At 65.5% G+C, this 19,995-nt stretch carries 16 protein-coding genes and 3 pseudogenes; 12 read left to right on the forward strand and 7 right to left on the reverse strand.

The window, feature by feature from the left end:
- The 7 genes and pseudogenes from narI to NE2_RS35650 form a co-directional block, all read right to left on the reverse strand.
- Window positions 1–482, reverse strand: a 482-nt coding sequence (gene narI / locus NE2_RS12385) for a respiratory nitrate reductase subunit gamma (RefSeq protein WP_063909375.1), incomplete at its 3' end; no start/stop codon positions are given.
- Complete coding sequence (gene narJ / locus NE2_RS12390; RefSeq protein ID WP_063026067.1) at window positions 479–1,198, reverse strand: nitrate reductase molybdenum cofactor assembly chaperone; 720 nt, start codon at window positions 1,196–1,198, stop codon at window positions 479–481. The genes narJ and narI, both read right to left, overlap by 4 nt.
- Entirely contained in the window at window positions 1,195–2,823 is a 1,629-nt protein-coding gene (narH, locus tag NE2_RS12395) for a nitrate reductase subunit beta (RefSeq protein ID WP_063026068.1), read from the reverse strand. The genes narJ and narH overlap by 4 nt, the downstream gene beginning before the upstream one ends.
- A gap of 38 nt (window positions 2,824–2,861) precedes the next feature.
- The gene (locus NE2_RS12400) at window positions 2,862–6,584 is read right to left on the reverse strand and encodes a nitrate reductase subunit alpha (protein WP_063026069.1); all 3,723 of its coding nucleotides are present in this window, start codon (window positions 6,582–6,584) and stop codon (window positions 2,862–2,864) included.
- Window positions 6,585–6,779: 195 nt separating this feature from the next.
- On the reverse strand, window positions 6,780–7,184 hold the full coding sequence (locus tag NE2_RS12405; protein WP_063026070.1) for a VOC family protein: 405 nt from the start codon (window positions 7,182–7,184) through the stop codon (window positions 6,780–6,782).
- 69 nt (window positions 7,185–7,253) lie between these two features.
- Window positions 7,254–7,460 (reverse strand): annotated as a pseudogene (locus tag NE2_RS37045) (cytochrome ubiquinol oxidase subunit I); the annotation flags it as partial.
- Window positions 7,412–7,573 carry a hypothetical protein gene (locus NE2_RS35650; protein ID WP_157110934.1) on the reverse strand — a complete coding sequence of 54 codons (162 nt, stop codon included), beginning with the start codon at window positions 7,571–7,573 and terminating at the stop codon, window positions 7,412–7,414. The pseudogene NE2_RS37045 and the gene NE2_RS35650, both read right to left, overlap by 49 nt.
- A 225-nt stretch (window positions 7,574–7,798) precedes the next feature.
- Here NE2_RS35650 and fdxA point away from each other — a divergent pair, with 225 nt between their 5' ends.
- From fdxA to NE2_RS12460, 12 genes and pseudogenes are all read left to right on the forward strand, one after another.
- Window positions 7,799–8,149: a ferredoxin gene (gene fdxA / locus NE2_RS12410; protein WP_063026071.1), complete on the forward strand. Its 351-nt coding sequence runs from the start codon at window positions 7,799–7,801 to the stop codon at window positions 8,147–8,149.
- The gene (locus NE2_RS12415; RefSeq protein ID WP_084493992.1) at window positions 8,146–8,883 is read left to right on the forward strand and encodes a helix-turn-helix transcriptional regulator; all 738 of its coding nucleotides are present in this window, start codon (window positions 8,146–8,148) and stop codon (window positions 8,881–8,883) included. The genes fdxA and NE2_RS12415 overlap by 4 nt, the downstream gene beginning before the upstream one ends.
- Before the next feature lie 496 nt (window positions 8,884–9,379).
- Complete coding sequence (locus NE2_RS12420; protein WP_063026073.1) at window positions 9,380–10,396, forward strand: LLM class flavin-dependent oxidoreductase; 1,017 nt, start codon at window positions 9,380–9,382, stop codon at window positions 10,394–10,396.
- 877 nt (window positions 10,397–11,273) lie between these two features.
- The gene (locus NE2_RS12425) at window positions 11,274–12,419 is read left to right on the forward strand and encodes a hypothetical protein (protein ID WP_063026074.1); all 1,146 of its coding nucleotides are present in this window, start codon (window positions 11,274–11,276) and stop codon (window positions 12,417–12,419) included.
- A 574-nt stretch (window positions 12,420–12,993) separates the two neighbouring features.
- Window positions 12,994–14,037, forward strand: a complete 1,044-nt coding sequence (locus tag NE2_RS12430) for a YdcF family protein (RefSeq protein ID WP_063026075.1) — start codon at window positions 12,994–12,996, stop codon at window positions 14,035–14,037.
- Window positions 14,038–14,291: 254 nt separating this feature from the next.
- Window positions 14,292–14,503 (forward strand): annotated as a pseudogene (locus tag NE2_RS37050) (IS3-like element ISAar24 family transposase); the annotation flags it as partial.
- Between the two features lie 266 nt (window positions 14,504–14,769).
- On the forward strand, window positions 14,770–16,098 hold the full coding sequence (locus NE2_RS12435) for a lipase family protein (RefSeq protein ID WP_063026076.1): 1,329 nt from the start codon (window positions 14,770–14,772) through the stop codon (window positions 16,096–16,098).
- Between the two features lie 3 nt (window positions 16,099–16,101).
- A pseudogene (locus tag NE2_RS37660) lies at window positions 16,102–16,290 on the forward strand (alkane 1-monooxygenase); the annotation flags it as partial.
- A gap of 47 nt (window positions 16,291–16,337) precedes the next feature.
- The gene (locus tag NE2_RS12440; protein ID WP_063026077.1) at window positions 16,338–16,952 is read left to right on the forward strand and encodes a hypothetical protein; all 615 of its coding nucleotides are present in this window, start codon (window positions 16,338–16,340) and stop codon (window positions 16,950–16,952) included.
- Between the two features lie 259 nt (window positions 16,953–17,211).
- A complete protein-coding gene (locus NE2_RS12445) occupies window positions 17,212–18,483 on the forward strand; it encodes a PucR family transcriptional regulator (RefSeq protein WP_063026078.1) in 1,272 nt (423 codons plus the stop codon).
- A 442-nt stretch (window positions 18,484–18,925) separates the two neighbouring features.
- Window positions 18,926–19,396 carry a hypothetical protein gene (locus tag NE2_RS12455; RefSeq protein WP_063026080.1) on the forward strand — a complete coding sequence of 157 codons (471 nt, stop codon included), beginning with the start codon at window positions 18,926–18,928 and terminating at the stop codon, window positions 19,394–19,396.
- 300 nt (window positions 19,397–19,696) lie between these two features.
- Window positions 19,697–19,987 (forward strand): DUF427 domain-containing protein, encoded by a 291-nt coding sequence (locus NE2_RS12460; RefSeq protein ID WP_063026081.1) that lies wholly within the window; start codon window positions 19,697–19,699, stop codon window positions 19,985–19,987.
- Window positions 19,988–19,995 lie beyond the last annotated feature (8 nt).

A 19,995-nucleotide genomic window follows, 5' to 3' on the forward strand; every position in this document is an offset into this window, starting at 1 on the left:
CGGTAGTCGTATCCCGCGCCGATGAGGTTGACGAAGATCGTCGGAACAACCCCGGTGATCACCACGAGCAGCAGCAGCACCAATGCGACATAGTCGATCGGCGTCGTGGTCGCCCGCACCCGCGGCACCAGCATCCGCCGCCCGGCCAGCACGATGATCCCGCCGATGACCAAAACCGCAGCGACCGTGCCCGCACCAGCGGAGAACCATCGGTAGGCCGGCTCGGGGATGCCGAGCCAGCGGGTGAACGATTCGGGGATCAGGATGCCGATGACGTGACCGGCGATGGCGGCGAACGTGCCGTAGTGGAAGATCGGCGCACCCCATTTGAGCAAGCGCTGCTCCTGCAGCTGGGTCGAGCGGCTGGTCCAGCCGAACTTGTCGTAGCGCCAGCGCCAGATATGCCCGACGACGAAGATTCCGATGGCCAGGTAGGGCAGCCCGACCCACCATATGTAGTCGAATGCGCTGGGATCGTTCACTCGCGGCCCTCCCGAGAGCTGGTCACCGATTCGACGATGGGCAGTGCGGTACGGACTCCGGCTCCGGAATCGCTGCTGCCGCTGAGGTATTCGGGCGGCGCGAACGGCGCGCTGAGTTCGTCGGGCATCGTGGTAGCCAGGCCGACGTCATCTCGTGGCGGGCCGGCCTCCCACGCGCGCCCGACCAGCACGCGTTCGCGGCGACTCAGCGCGGGCAGGCGGGCGGCGACGGCCTCGATGACCTCGACGTAGGGGGTGTCGGTGCTCGCCAGTGCGCGGTGCAGCAATTCCAGGTCGGCGCGATGGCGGCGCAGCAGCGCCTCGCCGCGCGGGTGCAGGTCGGCGAATTCCAGCACCAGCGGCAGATAGTCCGGCAATTCGGTGGTTGCCGGTTCGAATCCCGCTGTGCGGTAAGCGGTTTTGAATTCCAGCAGCGACATACCACGCATGCGGGTGTCGCCATGGCGGTAGTAGGTCAGATACAGCGCGCAGCGACGGCGTAGATCGAATGTGGCGACGTAGTGCTCGGCGACCTCGGTGGGTCGGGTTGAGCGCAACCAGGCCAGGAACCGCTCGAATGGCTCGCGTGAGGCGCGCGGGGTCGCGGCGGCCGCGGCGTCGAGTTCATCCACACCGGCGATCAACGACAAGGTCGGATAGGTCAAAAGGGCCGAAGCCAGCTTGTAGACCCCGACTCGGTCTGCGGGCGGCCTCACGAGGTGCCTCCGTCGGGGAACAGTTGCGGGGCGGGGCCGGTGCCGTTCCAGCCGAGTAGGTTGAAGTGGACTCTGCCGTCGTCGGCGCGGAAGGTTCGTTTGTCGCCGACGTGCTCGGGCGGGTGGAATCCGGCGATGTCGGCCGGCCCGGCGCCGCCCATGCCGGGTCCGCCATCGGTGTCGAGGCTGCAGAACAGCTGCTCGTGCTGGGACTGCAGCCGTCCGGCGTCCTCGGCATGAGCCTGCGGAATCACATAGCGGTCATCGTATTTGGCGATCGCGAGCAGACGGTACAGGTCTTCGAGATCGGCGACCTGAGCGTCGACACTGCCCGCCAGGTTGTCCTCCGGCGGCAGGCCCAACTGAGCGGCCCGCATCAACGCTCGGATCGCGGTGAGTTTGCGCAGCGCCGCCCGCACCGGACCGACAGTGCCCGCGGTGAACAAGTTGGCCAGATATTCGAGCGGGATGCGCAGCGCGTCGATGGTGGCGAACACCCGGTCCGGATCGTGTGCGTCGTATCCCGCGGCGTGGACGACGTCGGCGACCGGGGACAGCGGTGGGATGTACCAAACCATCGGCAGGGTGCGGTATTCCGGATGCAGCGGCAGCGCTACCCGATGCCGCACCGCCAGCGCGTAGACCGGCGAGCGGCGCGCGGCCGCCATCCAGTCGGCCGGAATACCTGCGTCCTCACAGGCGGCGATGACCTCGGGATCGTTCGGGTCCAGGAAAACATCCAGTTGCGCTTCGTACAGATCCTGGGGGTCGGTGGTGGTGGCGGCCGCCAGGACTTTATCGGCGTCGTAGAGGATCAGCCCGAGGTAGCGCAACCGGCCCACGCAGGTTTCCGAACAGATGGTGGGCTGTCCAGCCTCGATGCGCGGGAAACACAGTGTGCATTTCTCGGCCTTGCCGGTGCGATGGTTGAAATACACCTTCTTGTAGGGACAGCCCGACACGCAGAACCGCCAGCCTCGGCAGCGGTCCTGGTCGACGAGCACGATCCCGTCCTCGCTGCGTTTGTACATCGCCCCCGACGGGCACGAGGCCACGCACGATGGGTTCAGGCAGTGTTCGCAGATGCGCGGCAGGTAGAACATGAACACCTGCTCGAACTCCATCTTGACCCGCTCGCCGAGACCGGCCAGGTTGGGGTCGGCGGGAGCGCTCTCCGGTGCTCCGGCCAGATCGTCTTCCCAGTTCGATCCCCACAGCAGGTTCATGTCGCGGCCGGTGAGCGAGGAGATCGAATGTGCGCTGGGGTTCGGTTTGCCGAGTGGGCCGTTGAACGCGGTCCGGTAGTCGTAGGTCCACGGGTCGCCGTAGTCGTCGATGCTGGGCAGGTCCGGGTTGTAGAACATCGTCAGCAGTTTGCGGACTCGTCCACCCGCTGCCAGTCGTAGCCGGCCGCGGCGGTCCAGGCTCCAGCCGCCACGCCACTGCTGCTGGTCCTCATACCGTTTGGGGTAGCCCACACCGGGCTTGGTTTCGACGTTGTTGAAGTACACGTACTCGGTGCCGGGCCGGTTGGTCCAGACTTGTTTGCAGGTCACCGAGCAGGTGTGGCAGCCGATGCATTTGTCCAGGTTCATGACCATCGCCACCTGAGCCATCGGTCGCATCGCGGGCTACCGCCTTTCCTGAAGTCGAAATCTTCGCATCAGTACTGCACCTGTTGGCTGCGGCGCCGGATCACCGCTACCTCGTCGCGCTGATTGCCGGTCGGCCCGTAATAGTTGAACGCGTACGACAATTGGGCGTATCCGCCGATCAGGTGGGTCGGCTTGACCACCAGCCTGGTCAACGAGTTGTCCGAACCGCCCTGCCAGCCCGAGAGCTCCGAGTGCGGTGTCATCACCTGCCGGTCTTTGGCGTGGTACATGAACACCGTGCCCTGCGGCATCCGATGCGTGACGACCGCCCGGCACGTGACGACACCGTTGCGGTTGAACGCCTCGATCCAATCATTGTCGGCCACACCGATTTTCGCGGCGTCGACCGGGCTCATCCAGATCACCGGGCCGCCGCGGAACAACCGCAGCATGTGCAGATTGTCCTGATACTCGGAGTGAATCGACCATTTCGAGTGCGGGGTCAGGTAGCGCACGGTGACCTCGGGGCGGCCCTTCTCGGCCAGGCCCTGCTCGCCGAAATGCCGGGCGTAGTCCAGCGGTGGACGGTAGGTCGGCAGCCCCTCGCCGTATTCGGCGATCCACTCGTGGTCGAGGAAGAAGTGCATACGCCCGGTCAACGTGTGAAAAGGCTTGCGGCGCTCGATATTTACGACGAACGGTGAATACCGCCGCCCGCCGGCCTCGGATCCGGACCATTCCGGGGAGGCGATCACCGCGCGGGGCTGGGTCTGAGTGTCAGCGAAGCTGATGTGGTCTCCCTCGCGTTCCTCGGCGAGGTCGGCCAACCGGAGTCCGGTGCGGGCCTCGAGCGCCCGCCACGCCTGAACCGCCACGGTGCCGTTGGTCGTCCCCGACAAGGCAAGGATCGCCTCGGCCATGTGCACGTCCCGAGCCAGCGACGGCCGCCCGGCACCGACACCGGTACGCACGACACCATTGGCGTGGCGCAGGTACTCCACCGCACGCTCGGGCACCCAGGTGATGCCCTTCACGGTGGTGCCGAGGGTGTCCACCAGCGGACCGAGCGCGCGCATCTTCCCTGCCACGGCGGCGTAGTCGCGCTCGATGGTGATCAGCTTCGGAAAGTTCTTGCCGGGCACCGGCGATGAGCCCGCGGCACGCCAGTCGTTGACGCGGCCGCCGGGCTGAGCGGTCTCATCCGGAGTGTCGTGGGTGAGCGGCGCCGCCAGGACATCGGTGCGCGTGCCGAGATGGGTCGCGGCCAGGCGTGAGAACTCTTCGGCGATGAGGGTGAACGCCTCGAAATCGGTGCGCGTTTGCCAGGGCGGGGCGATCGCCGGGTTGAACGAGTGCACGAACGGGTGCATGTCGGTAGTGGAAATGTCGTACTTCTCGTACCAGGTCGCCGCGGGCAGCACGACATCGGAGAACGTGCATGTACTCGTCATACGAAAGTCGATCGTGGTGAGCAGGTCGAGTTTTCCGCGCGGAGCCTCCTCGCGCCACGCCACGTCGGCCGGGCGGGCGTCCTCGGCGACCTCGGTGGCGCGAACCGCGTCGTCGGACCCGACCAGGTGCCGCTGGAAGTACTCCATCCCCTTGCCCGACGAGCCGAGCAGGTTGGCCCGCCACACCGTGAGCACCCGCGGAAAATTGCGTGGGTCGTCGGGATCCTCGCCGGCGAACCGCAACCGCCCCGCCTCCACCTCGCGAATGACGTAGTCGCGCACCGGCATACCGGCCTCCGCCGCTTCGTCCGCAAGATCGAGAGGGTTGCGATCGAAGGTCGGAAACGAAGGCGTCCACCCAAGCCTGGACGCCTGTGCGATGCAGTCGGCGAAGGTGCGGCCCGCGAAGATGCCGCGGCCGAGCGGACTGGCGAGTTCACCCGCATCGAAGCCCTCGTAACGCCACTGGTCGCTGTGCAGGTAGAAGAACGACGTTCCCGTCATATGCCTGGTCGGGCGCTGCCAGTCCAGCGCGAACGCGACCTGCTGCCACCCGGTCAGCGGCCGTACCTTCTCTTGACCCACGTAGTGGGCCCACCCGCCGCCGTTGACGCCCTGGCAACCACACAACATCGTCAGAGTGAAGAAGCTGCGGTAGGTCTGATCCGAGTGATACCAGTGGTTCGTGCCCGCACCCATCGCGATCATCGACCGGCCCTGCGACAACTCGGCGTTGCGCGCGAATTCCCGAGCCACTCGGATCGCGGCTGCCGCGGGAACCGAGGTGATGTGCTCCTGCCAGGCCGGGGTGTATGGCTCAGCGGCGTCGTCGTATCCGGTCGGCCACCGACCGGGAAGTCCGGTGCGCCGTACTGCATATTGCGCCATCAGCAGATCGAACACGGTCGTCACCACCCGGCCGGCGATACGAGTCACCGGAACCCCGCGGGTGACGACATCTCCGCCCTCGGTGGCGCCGGTATCGAAGCGCGGCAACAGGATCGGCACCGACTCACCGCGCATGTCGTAGAGGGTGAGTGACGGATCGATGTCGCCGAGATCGAGGTTCCACCGGCCTTTTCCGGCCTCCGTGTAGCGAAATCCCAGACTGCCGTTGGGGATACGGGGCTGCCGGGTGGCCGCGTCGAGCACCACCGTTCGATGTGCGGCGCCCTCGGCTTCCGCAGCGTCACCACCCAGGTCGGCCGCAGTGAGGAAACCGTCGGCGACGTAGCCGCCGTCGCCTTCGCGCAGCGTCACGAGAAACGGTAGGTCGGTGTAGGTCTTGACGTAGTCGGTGAAATAGGGAACCTGTCTGTCGCGGAAGAACTCGGACAAGATGACATGCCCCATCGCCATCGCGAGAGCACCGTCCGTTCCGGGCGCTGCGGCCAGCCAGTCGTCGGCGAATTTGGTGTGATCGGAGTAGTCGGGACTGACCACGACGACCTTCTGACCGCGGTATCGCGCCTCGGTCATGAAATGCGCGTCGGGTGTGCGGGTGATGGGCAGGTTGGTGCCCCAGATGATCAGATACGACGAGTTCCACCAGTCACCGGACTCCGGCACATCGGTCTGGTCGCCGAACACCTGCGGCGACGCCGGCGGCAGGTCGGCGTACCAGTCGTAGAACGACAGAATCGTCGCGCCGATCATCGACAGAAACCGAGTACCCGCGGAGTAGGAGACCTGCGACATCGCCGGAATCGGGGAAAAGCCCACGATCCGGTCCGGCCCGTACTCCTTGGTGGTGTGGACGTGCGCGGCGGCGATCAGCTCGCTCACCTCCGACCAGCTCGACCGCACGAAACCACCTTTGCCGCGCATCGACTTGTAGCGCGCGGATTTCGCTGGGTCGCCGATGATTTCGGCCCAGGCGCGCACCGGATCGCCGAGCCGTGCGCGAGCCTCGCGCCACAGTTCCAGCAACGGCGCCCGTACATACGGGTAGCGCACCCGCGCGGGTGAGTAGGTGTACCAGGAAAACGAGGCACCGCGCGGACAGCCCCGCGGCTCGTATTCCGGCGAGTCGGGCCCGACCGACGGATAGTCGGTCTGCTGGGTCTCCCAGGTGATGATGCCGTCTTTGACGTAGATCTTCCACGAGCACGACCCGGTGCAATTCACCCCATGGGTGGAGCGCACCACCTTGTCATGGCGCCAACGCTCCCGATAGAAGTCCTCGGCGGCCCGCCCTCCGGCATGATGCACCTCGCGAAAGTCGTGCGATGGCGTGCCGGCGGTGAAGAACTGCGCGGTGCGCAGCATCGACTCGACCGGTTCACCGGCGGGAAGGAGCGATGCGAGACGCTCGTGATCGTTGGATTCGGGGATTGCCATCCGACCACCACCCTCGGATCTTGCACCTGATCTTGCTGTGCGACGGTCTCGACCCTACAGCTGGTCACCGCGTCAGTGACGTCGAATCTCCGAGATGAAGCGAACGGCGCACTAGTCCACAGGATTTGCCGGCCGCTCCCGGGACAGGTCAACGCGTGAACATCAGGGCCCGTGTGACTTCGGTGATCGCAGGCTTCACCGGAACCGTTCATCGATGACCTCGCGGGGAAGCTGCTTGGGAGTCGGGTGGGTGATCAGCACGCGGATGCCGTCCGGATCGACACTGTCGACAAAGGTGATTCCGTTGCGGGTGTGGGTGTATGTGCTCTTGTAGTGGTCACGCAGCCGGCTCTCGATCCGGTGAAGCTCCGCTTCGCTGTCGGCTGACCAGACGATCTGTTCGACACCGATCCCGCCGATGGGCAGCCCGCCGTGATGGCGGCTCAGACTCAGATACAACTGGAAACCGGAGGGCGTCAGCAGCAGCGCGGCGTCCGGTTCGCGCAGCACTTGCGAGCACTCGAACACCTCGCAGTAGAAGCGTACAGAACGATCCAGGTCCGATACACGCATGACATACGACGTCACGTTTGCTGCCATGTGAACCCACCTCTCATCTCTCCCGCCTCGATGCCCCCGCACCTCGGACGCTCGGCGCAGCGACGGAATTCACGACTCGCCATCGGACTCGCTCCCGGTATCGGATTGCTGGACTGTCCCCGGGGCGCGGCCATCGTGCTCTGCGTGGACTGTGGCCACGGTGACGGGGTGGGAGGTGCGGTTCGCAGACCCCCAGCCGACGTGTGATTCGGCGCGCATACGCTCGATCATGTGTGGGTAATGCAGTTCGAATGCCGGTCGCTCGGATCGTCGGCGGTGACCACCTCGCCGTAGCGCTTCCAGATCGCCGCACCTTTCGGGCCCATTCGCGCCGGGAACGGACGTTCGGCCTCGACAGCGGGCATGGTTCGCGCCGGTGCTGCAGACAACGGTGAATCCCCTCTCGGTTCGACGTCCTCGACGGGTACACATGGCGGGTGGCGAGCCTGGCCGTCACCGCATCGAGATCACCCGGCCCATCGCCGCAGGCGGCGGCGAGTGAGACACCGCGGAGAGACAATCGATCCCCGTGTTGATGGTCGGCACCGAGAGATCCGGTGGGGTGGGTCACCCGTCGCTTAGTTTATACAATATTTCGATGTATAAATAGAGGTATGGCATATGTAATCGGCGAGCCCTGTGTGGACGTGATGGACCGGGCGTGTGTAGAGGAGTGCCCTGTCGATTGCATCTACGAGGGCGGCCGGTCGTTGTATATCCACCCCGACGAGTGTGTCGACTGCGGCGCGTGTGTGCCGGTGTGCCCGGTGGATGCGATCTACTACGAGCAGGACCTTCCCGCCGAACTCGAGCCCTATCTCGACGACAACGCCGCCTTCTTCACCGAAACCCTGCCCGGACGCGACCAGCCGCTCGGATTCCCCGGCGGCGCAGCGAAACTCGGTCCCGTCGGAGTCGATACTCCGCTGGTCGCCGCGCTGCCGACACGGAGTGGTCAGCCATGACACGCCAAAAACCATCCGCCACCACACCGCCCCGCTCCCGTGCCACGCCGGCCCGAGCCGGTGGTGGGCGTCGCGGCGAGGTGCTCGCGGTATTGCGCGGTTCCAGTGATGCGTTGAGCATCGTCGATATCGCCACGCACCTGCGGCTGCACCCGAATACGGTGCGCTTCCATCTCGAGGCGCTGGTCGAGGCCGGGCAAGCCGAGCGGGTCGAACACCCGCGCACCGGGCCGGGCCGTCCGCCACAGATGTTCCGCGCCCATCGTGGGATGGACCCGGCCGGGCCACGTAACTACCGGCTGCTCGCCGATATCCTCACCGCCGAGCTGGCCGCCGACCCCGAGCCGTCGGCCCGCGCCGCCGAGGCCGGGCGCCGCTGGGGCCGCGAGATGGCCCACGACATGGGCGTTGCGACGCCGACCGCCGAGCAGGCGGTGGGGGAGTTGGTGCGGGTGCTCGACGAGGTCGGCTTCGATCCCGAACCCGACACCGCCGATGATCAGCCGCAGATCCGGTTGCGGCACTGCCCGTTCCTGGACCTGGCCGAAACTCGTGCGAGCGTGGTGTGCCCGATCCATCTGGGCCTGATGCAGGGCGTGCTCGAGGGCCGCGCCGCACCGGTCGCCGTTCGGCGGCTCGAGCCGTTCGTCACTCCCGATCTGTGCCTGGCCCATCTCACCACCGACACCACCGGCGCCACACCCGCGCAGGCGCCGTCCGGATCCGCGGCATGACCACCGCCGGGGCCGTTGTCATCGCGCTCGGTTTCTGCTGGCTCGGCATGGTGCTGGCGATCTCGTTCCTCGAGGCGCCGCTGAAATTCCGGGCGCCCGGCGTCACGGACGCGGTTGCGAAATGCTCTGCGCGATGCGGGAATCGACTATCCCGAACCCGACCGCAGCCGGCGCGCGGTCACCGACGGTATCGATGACCACGTGGCCGCGCGCGTCGACATCCGCTCGGTCGTGTCCAGGAAGCGGTCGGCACTGTTTCCCACGCCAGCCAGATCCACACCTGCACGACCGCGAAAGTTCCGGAGGAACTCTGGCCCACCGTCTTCGCCGTGGAAGAGTACATTCGCGCATTCGATGTCACTGGGGCGCCGACACCGGAAGACGATCTCTTCGCAGGGCTCATCTGAGCGCCGAACAAGGAAGCGACACGCTGACCGGGCCGAGGTCAGTCGAGAGTTGTCGAGTTTGCGCGTCGCACGGCGGAAAGGTACTTCTCATGACGAAACGTCGGACCGCGCTTCGGTTTTCGGTCCTGGATACGGCGCCGATCGTGCAAGGCTCGAACGCAAGCCAGGCACTGCGTGAGTGCGTCGAGCTGGCGCAGTTCGTCGACGGTCTCGGCTACCACCGCTTTTGGATACCCGAGCACCACGGAATGCGTGGAGTAGCCAGTGCCGCACCGGCAGTCATCATCGACCGTGTCGCATCGATGACCCACCACATGCGGGTAGGAGCCGGTGGTGTCATGACACCGAACCACTCGCCCATCGTGATCGCAGAACAATTCGGCACGCTGGAAACCTTTCACCCTGCGCGGATAGACCTCGGACTCGGACGGGCCCTGGGTGGGCCGCGCGAGGTCACCGACCGCATCCGCAGCCCCCACGACCGGGCAGCGACGCCCTTCGAAGACCAGATCCGGGAACTGCTGGAGCTGTTCGACGAACAGATCGAGGACCGCGTCACGGCAGTGCCTGCTGAAGGGAACCGGCCCGAAATCTGGCTGCTCGGAAGCAGCGACTACACCGCGCGGGTCGCCGGTGCTCTCGGTCTTCCTTTCGCCGCGGCCCACCACCTTCAACCGCGTAACACGATCGCGGCCACCCACGTCTACCGGCAAGCTTTTCAGCCGTCAACATTGTGCCCGGCGCCGCGGACCATGATCAGCGTGGCAGTGATCGCCGCCGAAAGCGACGAGCGCGCGCAGTGGCTTTCCGGATCACTGAGGATGAAGATCTCACGGCGAAAAGAGGGACAGCCGATACGCTTACCCAGCCCGCAGACCGCCGAACACTACGGGTATGCGACCCGGCGGGCGGCCGCAGACGAACTGGACGGGGTCTTCATCGGGTCGCCGGCGACCGTGTTGACGCGCTTGCAGGACTTGGCAGAGGCCACCGAAGCGGATGAACTTCTGATCAAGACTGACCTCTACGACCCGAGCGACCGACGCGAGTCGTTCAAGCTGCTGGCCGACGACCTTCTCGCGCACAGTCACAGGCAAACCCAGTGACAGGTCCAGCCAGCGGATCGTGTGCGTCCAGTTGACTGCTCCGCGCTCGTTTCCGGTTCCTCGGGTTCGGGCTCTGTGGGATCTTCTTGAAGTCGGCAGGGGAGTAGTAGGCGACCGGTCGGCATTGCAAGTCGAGTCTGGGGCCGAAATACTCGCAGTCGTCTCGTGCGCACGCGGAGACCGTGCTGCGTGGGCGAGGAGATCGCGGAGGGTGACCGCATCGAGTGGTGCCATTTGATGAAACCGCTAGTACGACAGCCGCACTCGCCTCGTCGCCGGGGCGATCTCGTTGGTGGCCACCGGCGGCCGGGCTTTACGGGCCAGCCCGGAACCCCAATAGGCCCGCCTGAGGACCGCTCGTCCGAGCGATTCGCCATTGATGGGAAGGTTCGCCGGACCTGGGCGGCGGTGGTGGGGGATCATCCGTCTTCGGAGCCTGACCTAGATTCCTCGGATGGAAAGAGATCGGACATGGACATTCAAAGCATCATCAGCTTGCTGCTCAGTGCGGGCAGCAGTGTTCTCAGCCTCGGAAGCAGCGTGCTGAGCCTCTGACCACTTTCCGACGCCCGGCGTTTCCGCGTGCCAGGGCCTGGCCGTGGTGTGAAGCGGGCATTACCGGCGCAGTCGCATCACGGTCGCGGTCTCGCTTCTGGTCGTCCTGCTGGCCGTGATGGCCCTGCCCTGAACATCGGGCCGTGCCTCACCCCGGACGGGGTGATCCGATCACGCGGTCTGAGACCTCTGCGATCGAACCACCGCTCGAATCGTCAACCATGAAGTGGCGCAACAAAGCCCAACCTGCGTCGATCCAGATAGGCTTGCCGGTACCGCCGTTCGATCGAAGTCGACGCAGCGGTGGTGATCTACTGGATTCATGATGGCACGGGAGACTCCGGTGACGCTCACCGAGGCACTGCTGGCGGGCCCGCGTGGTCGTCGTCTTCTCCTCGAGTACGCGCGCATCGCCGACGAGCGTGCGCGCCTCGAACACACGCAGGACTCCTTCTGCTCCGGAGTGTTCTACGCCGCTCACCAACTCGATGCGGGAAGCGAGACCACACGCGTCATCTACGGGCCCGGCGCCGACCAACCCCTCCCGAGTGTCCCACCCGAACAAGTGGCGCGACGGCTGGCGGACGTGCCGCTGCCTGATGTGACGAGAGAGGACTTGCGTACCGTCCTCGCGGCGACCACCGACTCGGCCCGGTACTGGCAGGAGCCCGAAGGCGAAGATGTTCTCGCCATGACGGAACCGATGCTTCGAGAACTGCGACGCGTCGCCGAACACATCAGTGCGTCGGAGCACGCTCGGTGGTGGACCACCGGCGTCGTTCGCGACGAGCAGTGGTCATTGCGATGGAGCAAGCAACACAACAGCGTTCGTTCGGTCGGGAAAGTGCTCACCACGTGGCTACACCGGGTTGTTGCGGAGGAGAAACGCGCGGCGCGGGAACGCCCCACCGATCCGAGGGCCGCCTACTCCGGCGTGTGGTGGTCGTCGCCGCTCGGTGTTGCGTCCTCCACGCGGACACTCGATGACGGTTCGCCCGCGTCCCTGTGGTTCGTCGAGGACTCCGCGGGTGAGAATCGTGCCTGGGCTCGGCGACAGGTCATCCCGGGAGACATCGATACGTTCGAAATCGACGCCGCCGCCGCCTGGGCGCATCTGTGTCAGCGGTTCCCGCTCGAGGTCACGGCGCAGAAACGCCACGACTGGTACCGCACCACGGGCCGCGACGGACGGTGGGTTGTGCCCGACTGGCATGCCGTAGCCGAGGAGTACGGGGGAGTGCACCTCACCGTCGCCGGCTATCTCGCGGCTGCGGGCATCGCGATCGATGTCGACGGTGACACGGCGTCGGTGATCGCGGGATGGGCACCCGACGAAGCGTTCTGGCTCACCGGTGACGTCCGCGCCGACGGTGACATCGTCGAATGGGCGCGCGACGACGTCAACGAGACGTGGTCCGTGGCGAGCAACGTCGACTGGAATCGCATGCCCCGTAGCCGGCGGTCGTAGTCCGCGCCTTCCTGCCGGTACATCTGCGAGACATGTCGGTGCGAAAAGGATGAGGGACCGTTCGTCTTCGATCGCCGTCGGCACGTCGTCGGCCCGAATTCGAGTGCGTCGCGTCCAGCCGACAACCATGACGCCTTGGCACGCCCGCCAAGTGCTGTCCCTCGTCCTCGCCCGTCAGGCGTGCGATGCTGGCGATTCACTTGGCCTCGGCTGGTCTGGTCGAATCTCACCCGCCGCAACCATACAGTCGGCTTACGTTCTCGCCGAACGACTCTCGCGACCCGGCGACGGCCGGATCAGGAGGATGCCGGCGTGGGGAACCCGCCTACAGCCTGCTCGAAGGCGTGGGCACCGGTCGTGTTCACGCGGAATCCCGTGGTCTCCGGGCCAACTCGCCCGAATCCCGATGTCGGCGGAGTGGTGGGTAAGTCCGCCCCGCTGATCTGTTTCCGGCGCTCCGAAACGGGAAATCGTCGGTACGTCGACCGGTCGCCGCGGATTTCTCGTCGCGCCGACGACTTCGGAGTGTCTTCGGCGCGGCGGCCCGGCAGGGGCCGGAAGGAGTCTCGGGCGGATGCAGACGGCGACGTACTTGTCGATCGGCGGGCTTCTGGTGGCGAGCGGGGCGGTCCTGGCATTCATCGCGGCGATCCGCGTGGCCTTGGAGCCTCGCCGGCTCTCGACGGGATTCGTCCTGCTGGCGGCGGTCACCCTGCTCGGCGTCGGCGGCGCGACCGCGGTCGTCGGACTCGGTCCCGGCGCGCCTTCGTCGTTCGGGGTGGTCGTAGTACTCACGGCTCCGTTCGCTGTGGCCGGTATCGCGTTGCTGGTCAACGGAATCGAGCTGATGTCACGGGAGGGGTTCGCGGCGACCACCGCGTTGCCGGTCGTGCTCGGGGCCGGCCTGATCGGCGCGGTGGCCGCGGTCGTCACGGTCGCGTCCGGTCCGGCGATGCCGGGCTGGGCCATTCAGTCCATCGTTCTGGTCGCCGCGGTCGCGGTCTATTTCGTGGCGCATCTGATCGCGTTCGGCGGCTACGCACTGATCTACGGCAGCCTGGCGGCTCGTCCCGAAGCCGATGCGGTCGTGATTCTCGGTTGCGGCCTGAATCGCAGATCCGTCACGCCGCTGCTGGCCGCCCGACTGGACCGAGGTATCGACGCCTACCGCACAGCGCTGCGGTCCGGCCGCCGGCCGATCCTGGTCACCTGCGGTGGACAGGGTCCCGACGAGGCGACGACCGAAGCCGACGCGATGGCGCGCTACCTCACCGCCCGCGGCGTCAGCGGACACGCTATCGTCCGAGAACGGCACTCGCGCAATACCGCCGAGAATCTGCGTAATTGCCTGCGCGAGCTGAACCGGCGCGGTATCGATCCGGAGCAGCTGCGGATCACGGTGGTAACCAGTAACTTTCACGTTCTCCGGACGGCCGGGCTGACCCGCCGCCTCGGTATCGATGCCCAGGTCCTGGGGTCTCGGACCGCCGCCTATTTCCTGCCCGCCGCTTTCTTGCGCGAATTCGTCGCGGTATTGGCGACCCATTACCGGCGCAGCCACATCACGGTCGCGGTCTCGCTTCTGGTCGTCCTGCTGGCCGTGATGGCCCTGCCCTGAACATCGGGCCGTGCCTCATGCCCGGCGGGGGATCCGATCACGTGGCCGGGGCAGGGCTCGTGCCGACGCCACCTACTGGGCGATCGCATGAACCCGATGCGACTGATGACCGGCCGGTTCTGTTCGGCGAACCGGTGTGGCCTGTGGGTTTGCTGTTGTTGACTCCTTCGTCGCCGCCCTCGGTTTCGGGTGGCGCAGAGCCGAGGATCAGCCTCGGGAATCGCGGCCGAAGTAGTCGCGCCACCGCGAGTTGGTTCACCTCGTGGGTTTACGGCGAGGAGATCCGCTCTGCGGCATTGTTCGGCACCGTTGGCGACGGTCCGGACAACGCGATGACGGAATCGTTATGGTTTTCGACGCAGATCGAACTGCTCGACCGCCAGAAATGCACGATTCACTTCGATTCGTGAACGCACACCTCGACGACATCGAGATTTTCCACAACCGTCGGCGTCGCCACTCATCAGCGGCCGCCGAGTAGTTCCGTCGCATCGAGTAGTTCCGTCGCACTTCAGTCACTGTTTCCCGCTCAGAGCACTGATATTTGCGCGACCGCGGATTGTGTGTCGATTTCGCAACCCGCTTTCGTGGTCAGGATCGCAGGCGCTTGCTAAAGTCGCTTCGCGCAACCCCCGGCAGGGGAGACTCCCGGCAGTTTCGTCCGAACAAAGGATGTGGCTTGTGAGAGGGTTTCTGGCAGCAGTGGTCACTGTTCTCGTCGCTAGTGCGTGTTTGGGCGAACAGTCGGCTCGGGCGGACGAAGGCCCGCCCATCGGGCCGATCCCGCAGTCGCCCGGAAATCCCCCGCCCTCCCCACTGCAGACCTGGATCGACCAGAACATCAAGCCGCCGCAGTTGACCGCCGGCCCCGAGCAGTCCGCCGGTGATCAGCAGGCGGCGCTGTGGCGGGCGATATTGTCGTCGCCGACCGGGGATCAGACCTTCGATGCCTGGCCTGCGAATCTGGCCGCGCTGGAGCCGGGGCAGATCATCGAGTCGCGTGACGTGACGGCGACGACCGCGCAGCATATGACGGTACCGATCCAGCAGGCGGTGCTGTTGAAGTTTCGCTCCACCTCGGCGACGGGCACGCCCTCCTTCGGCACTGCCACATTGATCGTCCCGGCGGCCTCGTGGAACGGTCCGGGGCCTCGACCGGTAGAGGTGAACGCGATGCCGATCAACGCACTCGGGTTGCACTGCACGCCGGGCTATCAGTTGTCGCACGACATCCTTGATCGGACCAACACGGACCTGGTCTGGTTTCTGCCGGCCATCTGGTCGGCCCTGAACCAAGGTCACGCGGTTCTCCTGCCCGACCATGAGGGCCCGCTGATGGCGTACGGCGAGCCGAATGTGGCCGGGCACATGATGCTCGATTCTATTCGCGCCGTGCGAAATGCCTTGCCGGACTTCGGTAACAGCCGTTATGTGGTCGAGGGCTACTCGGGCGGAGCGATCGCCGCGTATGCCACCGCGATGTTGCAGAGCGAGTACGCGCCGGATCTGTCGGACGTTCTGACGGGTGTGGCCTCGGGTGGGCTGGCCGCCGACCTCCGAAATATCGCCCACCGGTTCAACGGGTGGGTCGCCTCCGGAATTCTGATGTCGGTGTCGACGGCGATCGCGCGCGAACATCCGGAGCTGCTGCAATACATGAATCATCTCGCGCAGTGGGTGACGACGTCGCCGACGCGGGATCTGTGTGGTGACGCCGATGGACCGCTCGGCGTGATCGGGATCCCGATGGACGTGGCGACGAATATCAGCAACTCACTCGACAGTCCGGTCGCCGAACATTTGTATCGCCAACTGGATTTGTCCGACCGGAAGTCGGGCGTGCCACTGTATATCTACCACGGCGCGTGGGATCCCTGGATCCCCCTGGAGGACGCTCAGCGTATGTACGGCGAACAATGCAGCCGCGGCGTTCCGGCCGTTTTCCGCACAGTGCCCGGCGAACACCTGAGCAGTTACGTCACCAGCTATCCGGGACTCAGCGAATGGATCGACGGGCGGTTGCGCGGTGAACCGGCACCGAGTGAATGCCCCGGGAGGTAGCTCCAGACTCTGCGCACCTCCGAAGAGTCCCCGCAGCTGTCGTACGGCTACGCCACCATGATCGAGCCGGCATTGATGCCACCGCCGTGGCGCAAGATGATGGATCGCCGTGTGCTCGCCCATTACGGCGGCGATATGACGCTGGTCAAGTATCTTTGCGTGAGTCCTCTGGGGCGACGTCGTAGATCGCTCTCGGAGCCGGTGGGGGAACGATCGGACAAGCGTGGGAGATGGTTGGCATGTTCGATGACGATCTCGTGCGAGGCTTGGTGGTGTCGGCCGATGCATTCCAACGCGCGCTGGTCGCTACCCTGTGCCTGAATCGGGCGGCCGTTCTCGCCGCCACCGATCAGGCCGACCGCGAGGTCGCCGGACTCTGCCGGCTCATCGACGACTCACTCGAATACTGTCGCGCTCGCGCGGTCGGCGCCCCACCGCGGATCGGCCCGGAGCTCCTGGCCACGCGATTCCGCGACATTCTCGGCGCTGACGATCTGCCTTTCGAGGAGCCCGACGGTGTCGCGGCCTGGTACATCGATGTGGTCTCGATAGCGGATTACGTCGTGAGGACGTGGAACGAGCCGGATGCCGGCGATTCGCGATGCTTCGACGTCCTGGTCGCCTGCTACTCCCTGGCAGGAATGCTGCAAGACGATTCTCGGACCCCCAGCTCCTGGGAGCTCGCCGAGCTCGAGACCGCGAGACAGATCAGCGACCTGCGAGCTGTGGACGGCATTACCGAGCCGATCGCCCCCGACCGCCTCGGCGCCCTGCTGGCGGAGTCGCAGCTGCTTCGCGAAGCGTATGCGAGGCGATTCCAGGATGTCCTGTCCGACCATGAATTCGGGCTGTGATGCCTCTGCTGTGGGAGTTGTGCGGAGATCCGGTCGGATTTCGAGAGTTGCGGCGCAGTCTTCCGGGACGATCGAGTCGCCGGGCCTGGCGTTCGGCGGCAAGGTTGCAGTCCAGCCGACCTGTTTGTGGTTTACCACTATCGCCTGCTGGCTGATGATCCCAAACATCACGTGACGTCGAGTAATCCTTCCTCCCGAATCTTGTGCTGGCTACGCTGGCGCAATAGCACAAGTCGACGGGGAGGGAAGGAGTTCGACCATGTCAGCCACCTCTCCATACCAGCAAGGCCTCACCATATCCGGGCGCCCCATGTCGTTGCCGTTGAAAGACGTGCGGGCCCTGTCACGGCAGATGGTCAGGCACTTCGTCCAAACCGTCGCCCCCTGCGGCACCTTGCCGGGTGACGCGATCCACGGCGACATCACCACCATCACCCGCGTGTGCTTGGAGCTGGCAGTCAGCATGCTGGACGGCAGCAACATCCCGGAGAAGACCGGCCGGCTCGAGAACGCCGCGGGTCAATGGGCTCGCGAGGGCGTGCCCATTGGGACGATTCACCACGCCATCCACGAAGGCTTCAAGATCGGCTTCGACCTGGTGGTGTCCACCGCCTTGGCCAAACAGCGTGCCTCCGGCACGGCCGACATCGATCCGATGCGCGCTCTCAGCACTGCCGACTACGAGAGCATCCTCGATGCCGCCAAACTCGTCGTCGAGATGCTCGACACCATGACCACGGCGGTCTCGGTAGCCTATGTACGCGAACTGCGCGCGGTCGTGTCGGAGCACCACACCGCGGTGCACACGCTCACCTCGGCACTGCTCGGCGGGCACCCCACATCCACGATGGCCCGCGAGTGTGGCATCGACATCGCCGACCGCTATCGCGTATTGGCACTCGCCATTCCTTCCCACCCGGACGAATCCAACCCGATGCTGGACGCGAAGGTCGTCGCGCGCCGCAAACTCCGGCGCCTGCAGGCAGAGTTGGCCCTCCGCTGCGACGACACCGTGCTGTCGTTGCTGTCGATCGACGGCGGCACCCTGCTCATCCCCGCCGATCACATCACCGAGGGCGCCGTAAAGGAACTCGTCGGGCATCTGTCGCGGGCGGCGCGCGTACCCATCACCGCCACCATGGTCACCGCCTCTACCGACACCCTGCCCACGGCGGCGGATCAAGCCCACGAACTGCTCGACGTCGTCTCCCGGCTGGGATCGATGCCGGGCCTGTATCACTTCGAGGACCTGGCTCTGGAATATCAGCTCACCCGCCCCGGCCCCGGCCGCGAACATCTCGGGTCGCTGCTCGATCCACTGGACGAGCATCCCGAACTGCTGGAGACATTGCAGGTCCACATCACGCACAACATGAACCGCCAACGCACCGCGCGGCTACTGAACGTACACATCAACACCGTGGACTACCGGCTCAAGCGGATCGGGCAGCTCACGGGGTTCGATACCACCCAGGCGAGCGGGCTGTGGCACCTGCGTTCGGCATTGGTTGCCCACACTTATCGCACCTGAGCACCGTGGGAACAACAATGGATGACACCCGAAGAACCGAAGCCGACGGATTGCGGGCGACATGGTCGCTGTTCCAGAGCCACCTGATCTCGATCGTGGCCGTGCACGAGGCATCCGGCGCCACGCCGATCGTGTCCTTCGGCCCCGAGGAATTTCCGGATCTCGCGCAAGCGCGAGAACTATTTCCGGAAATGAACACGCTATGGGACGCGGTTCGCCACGATTTCTGGACCAAACTCATTCCGCCACACCCACGGTGCCGACAACGGCGATGGACGTGATCCTGAGAGCCCGCGCCCACGACAGACGGAACATGCCTGCATATCGCCCCGGTCCCCCTCGAATGCCCGTTTCAGGTGTGGTCGATACTCCGCCGTCGGAGGGCCGAAAACTGAATGCATCGATTATGCATCGAAATGAAGTGTGTGGGTACAGCCACTGCATGACCAACGACACACAAGAGGTCGCGGACAGCGACCTGGCCACCGAGGAGCAGCCCGCGGCCCGGCATCGTCGTCCCGGTGATGCCGGCGACGACGCGGTCCGGGCGGCCGGGACCTTGTCCGAAGCGCTGGAGACGATCGAACAGGCGCGTGGGAATTTGTACGCATTTCACCGCCTGACCGGTCGTGCCGATCTGCTGTTGGACAGCGCTGTCGATCAGCTCGTCGCCGCGGGCCGCCCGGACTTGGCGGAGCGGGTGCGAAGCGAGTTGATCGGTCGCAACGTGCTGCCGGGGCGATGGACGTTTCAGATCGTGGAGGAATACGACGACGGGTACTACGCGGCATTCGCCGACATGGAACGCACGGTGCGCGATCAGCTTGTCGAAGGCCGGCGCCACGTCTTCGAAGCGGAGATGAAGGAACAGCGTCGCACCCGCGGACGACCGGACCACACCGCACGACCGTGACCGGCACGGCCCCGGGCAGCTACTCGACCGCGTCGAATCACGATCGCGACATGAGGCGCGACAGGCCGAGCTGCGGTGCCAGTGCGCCGTCCTGGCCGAGGGACGGAAATCGGCCTCCACGGCGTCGACATCGAGGCGGCCCGCGCGCACCGCGCGGTAGCGCAGAAACGACCAGACGAACACGTCGAGGTGGTCGAAGCGGGTGCCGCCCTCGAGGACCTCCTCCTCGTGGAACCACAGTGCCACTTGACCAGCTGTTCGCCGCTGGGACCCGCTCGCCGACCGGGGCAGAATAGAAGCATGGCAAAGGCAACGGTCAACGGTGTCACCATCGCGGAGTCCGACCACTACGAAACAGTGGAGGGCAATATCTACTTTCCGCCGGAATCGATCAAGAAGGAGTACTTCACACCCACCGAGACGCACACCAGCTGCCCGTGGAAGGGTCGTGCGAGCTATTACACCGTGGATGTCGGTGACGGAAATCCCCTCGTCGACGCCGCGTGGTACTACCCCGAGGCGAAACGGGCGGCGGCCAACATAGAAGGTCACGTCGCCTTCTACAAGAACAAGGTCTCCATCCACGAGTGATCCACCTC

Origin of the sequence: Nocardia elegans NBRC 108235 (assembly GCF_001612845.1) — a bacterium.
GTDB lineage: Bacteria > Actinomycetota > Actinomycetes > Mycobacteriales > Mycobacteriaceae > Nocardia > Nocardia nova.

What these genes read in the sequence shown, in the direction of transcription:
- narH (WP_063026068.1), bottom strand. Translation starts at nt 2,823, where the DNA reads ATGCGACCGATGGCTCAGGTGGCGATGGTCATGAACCTGGACAAATGC.
- NE2_RS12400 (WP_063026069.1), bottom strand. Translation starts at nt 6,584, where the DNA reads ATGGCAATCCCCGAATCCAACGATCACGAGCGTCTCGCATCGCTCCTT.
- NE2_RS12405 (WP_063026070.1), bottom strand. Translation starts at nt 7,184, where the DNA reads ATGGCAGCAAACGTGACGTCGTATGTCATGCGTGTATCGGACCTGGAT.
- fdxA (WP_063026071.1), top strand. Translation starts at nt 7,799, where the DNA reads ATGGCATATGTAATCGGCGAGCCCTGTGTGGACGTGATGGACCGGGCG.
- NE2_RS12415 (WP_084493992.1), top strand. Translation starts at nt 8,146, where the DNA reads ATGACACGCCAAAAACCATCCGCCACCACACCGCCCCGCTCCCGTGCC.
- NE2_RS12420 (WP_063026073.1), top strand. Translation starts at nt 9,380, where the DNA reads ATGACGAAACGTCGGACCGCGCTTCGGTTTTCGGTCCTGGATACGGCG.
- NE2_RS12425 (WP_063026074.1), top strand. Translation starts at nt 11,274, where the DNA reads ATGATGGCACGGGAGACTCCGGTGACGCTCACCGAGGCACTGCTGGCG.
- NE2_RS12430 (WP_063026075.1), top strand. Translation starts at nt 12,994, where the DNA reads ATGCAGACGGCGACGTACTTGTCGATCGGCGGGCTTCTGGTGGCGAGC.
- NE2_RS12440 (WP_063026077.1), top strand. Translation starts at nt 16,338, where the DNA reads ATGTTCGATGACGATCTCGTGCGAGGCTTGGTGGTGTCGGCCGATGCA.
- NE2_RS12445 (WP_063026078.1), top strand. Translation starts at nt 17,212, where the DNA reads ATGTCAGCCACCTCTCCATACCAGCAAGGCCTCACCATATCCGGGCGC.
- NE2_RS12455 (WP_063026080.1), top strand. Translation starts at nt 18,926, where the DNA reads ATGACCAACGACACACAAGAGGTCGCGGACAGCGACCTGGCCACCGAG.
- NE2_RS12460 (WP_063026081.1), top strand. Translation starts at nt 19,697, where the DNA reads ATGGCAAAGGCAACGGTCAACGGTGTCACCATCGCGGAGTCCGACCAC.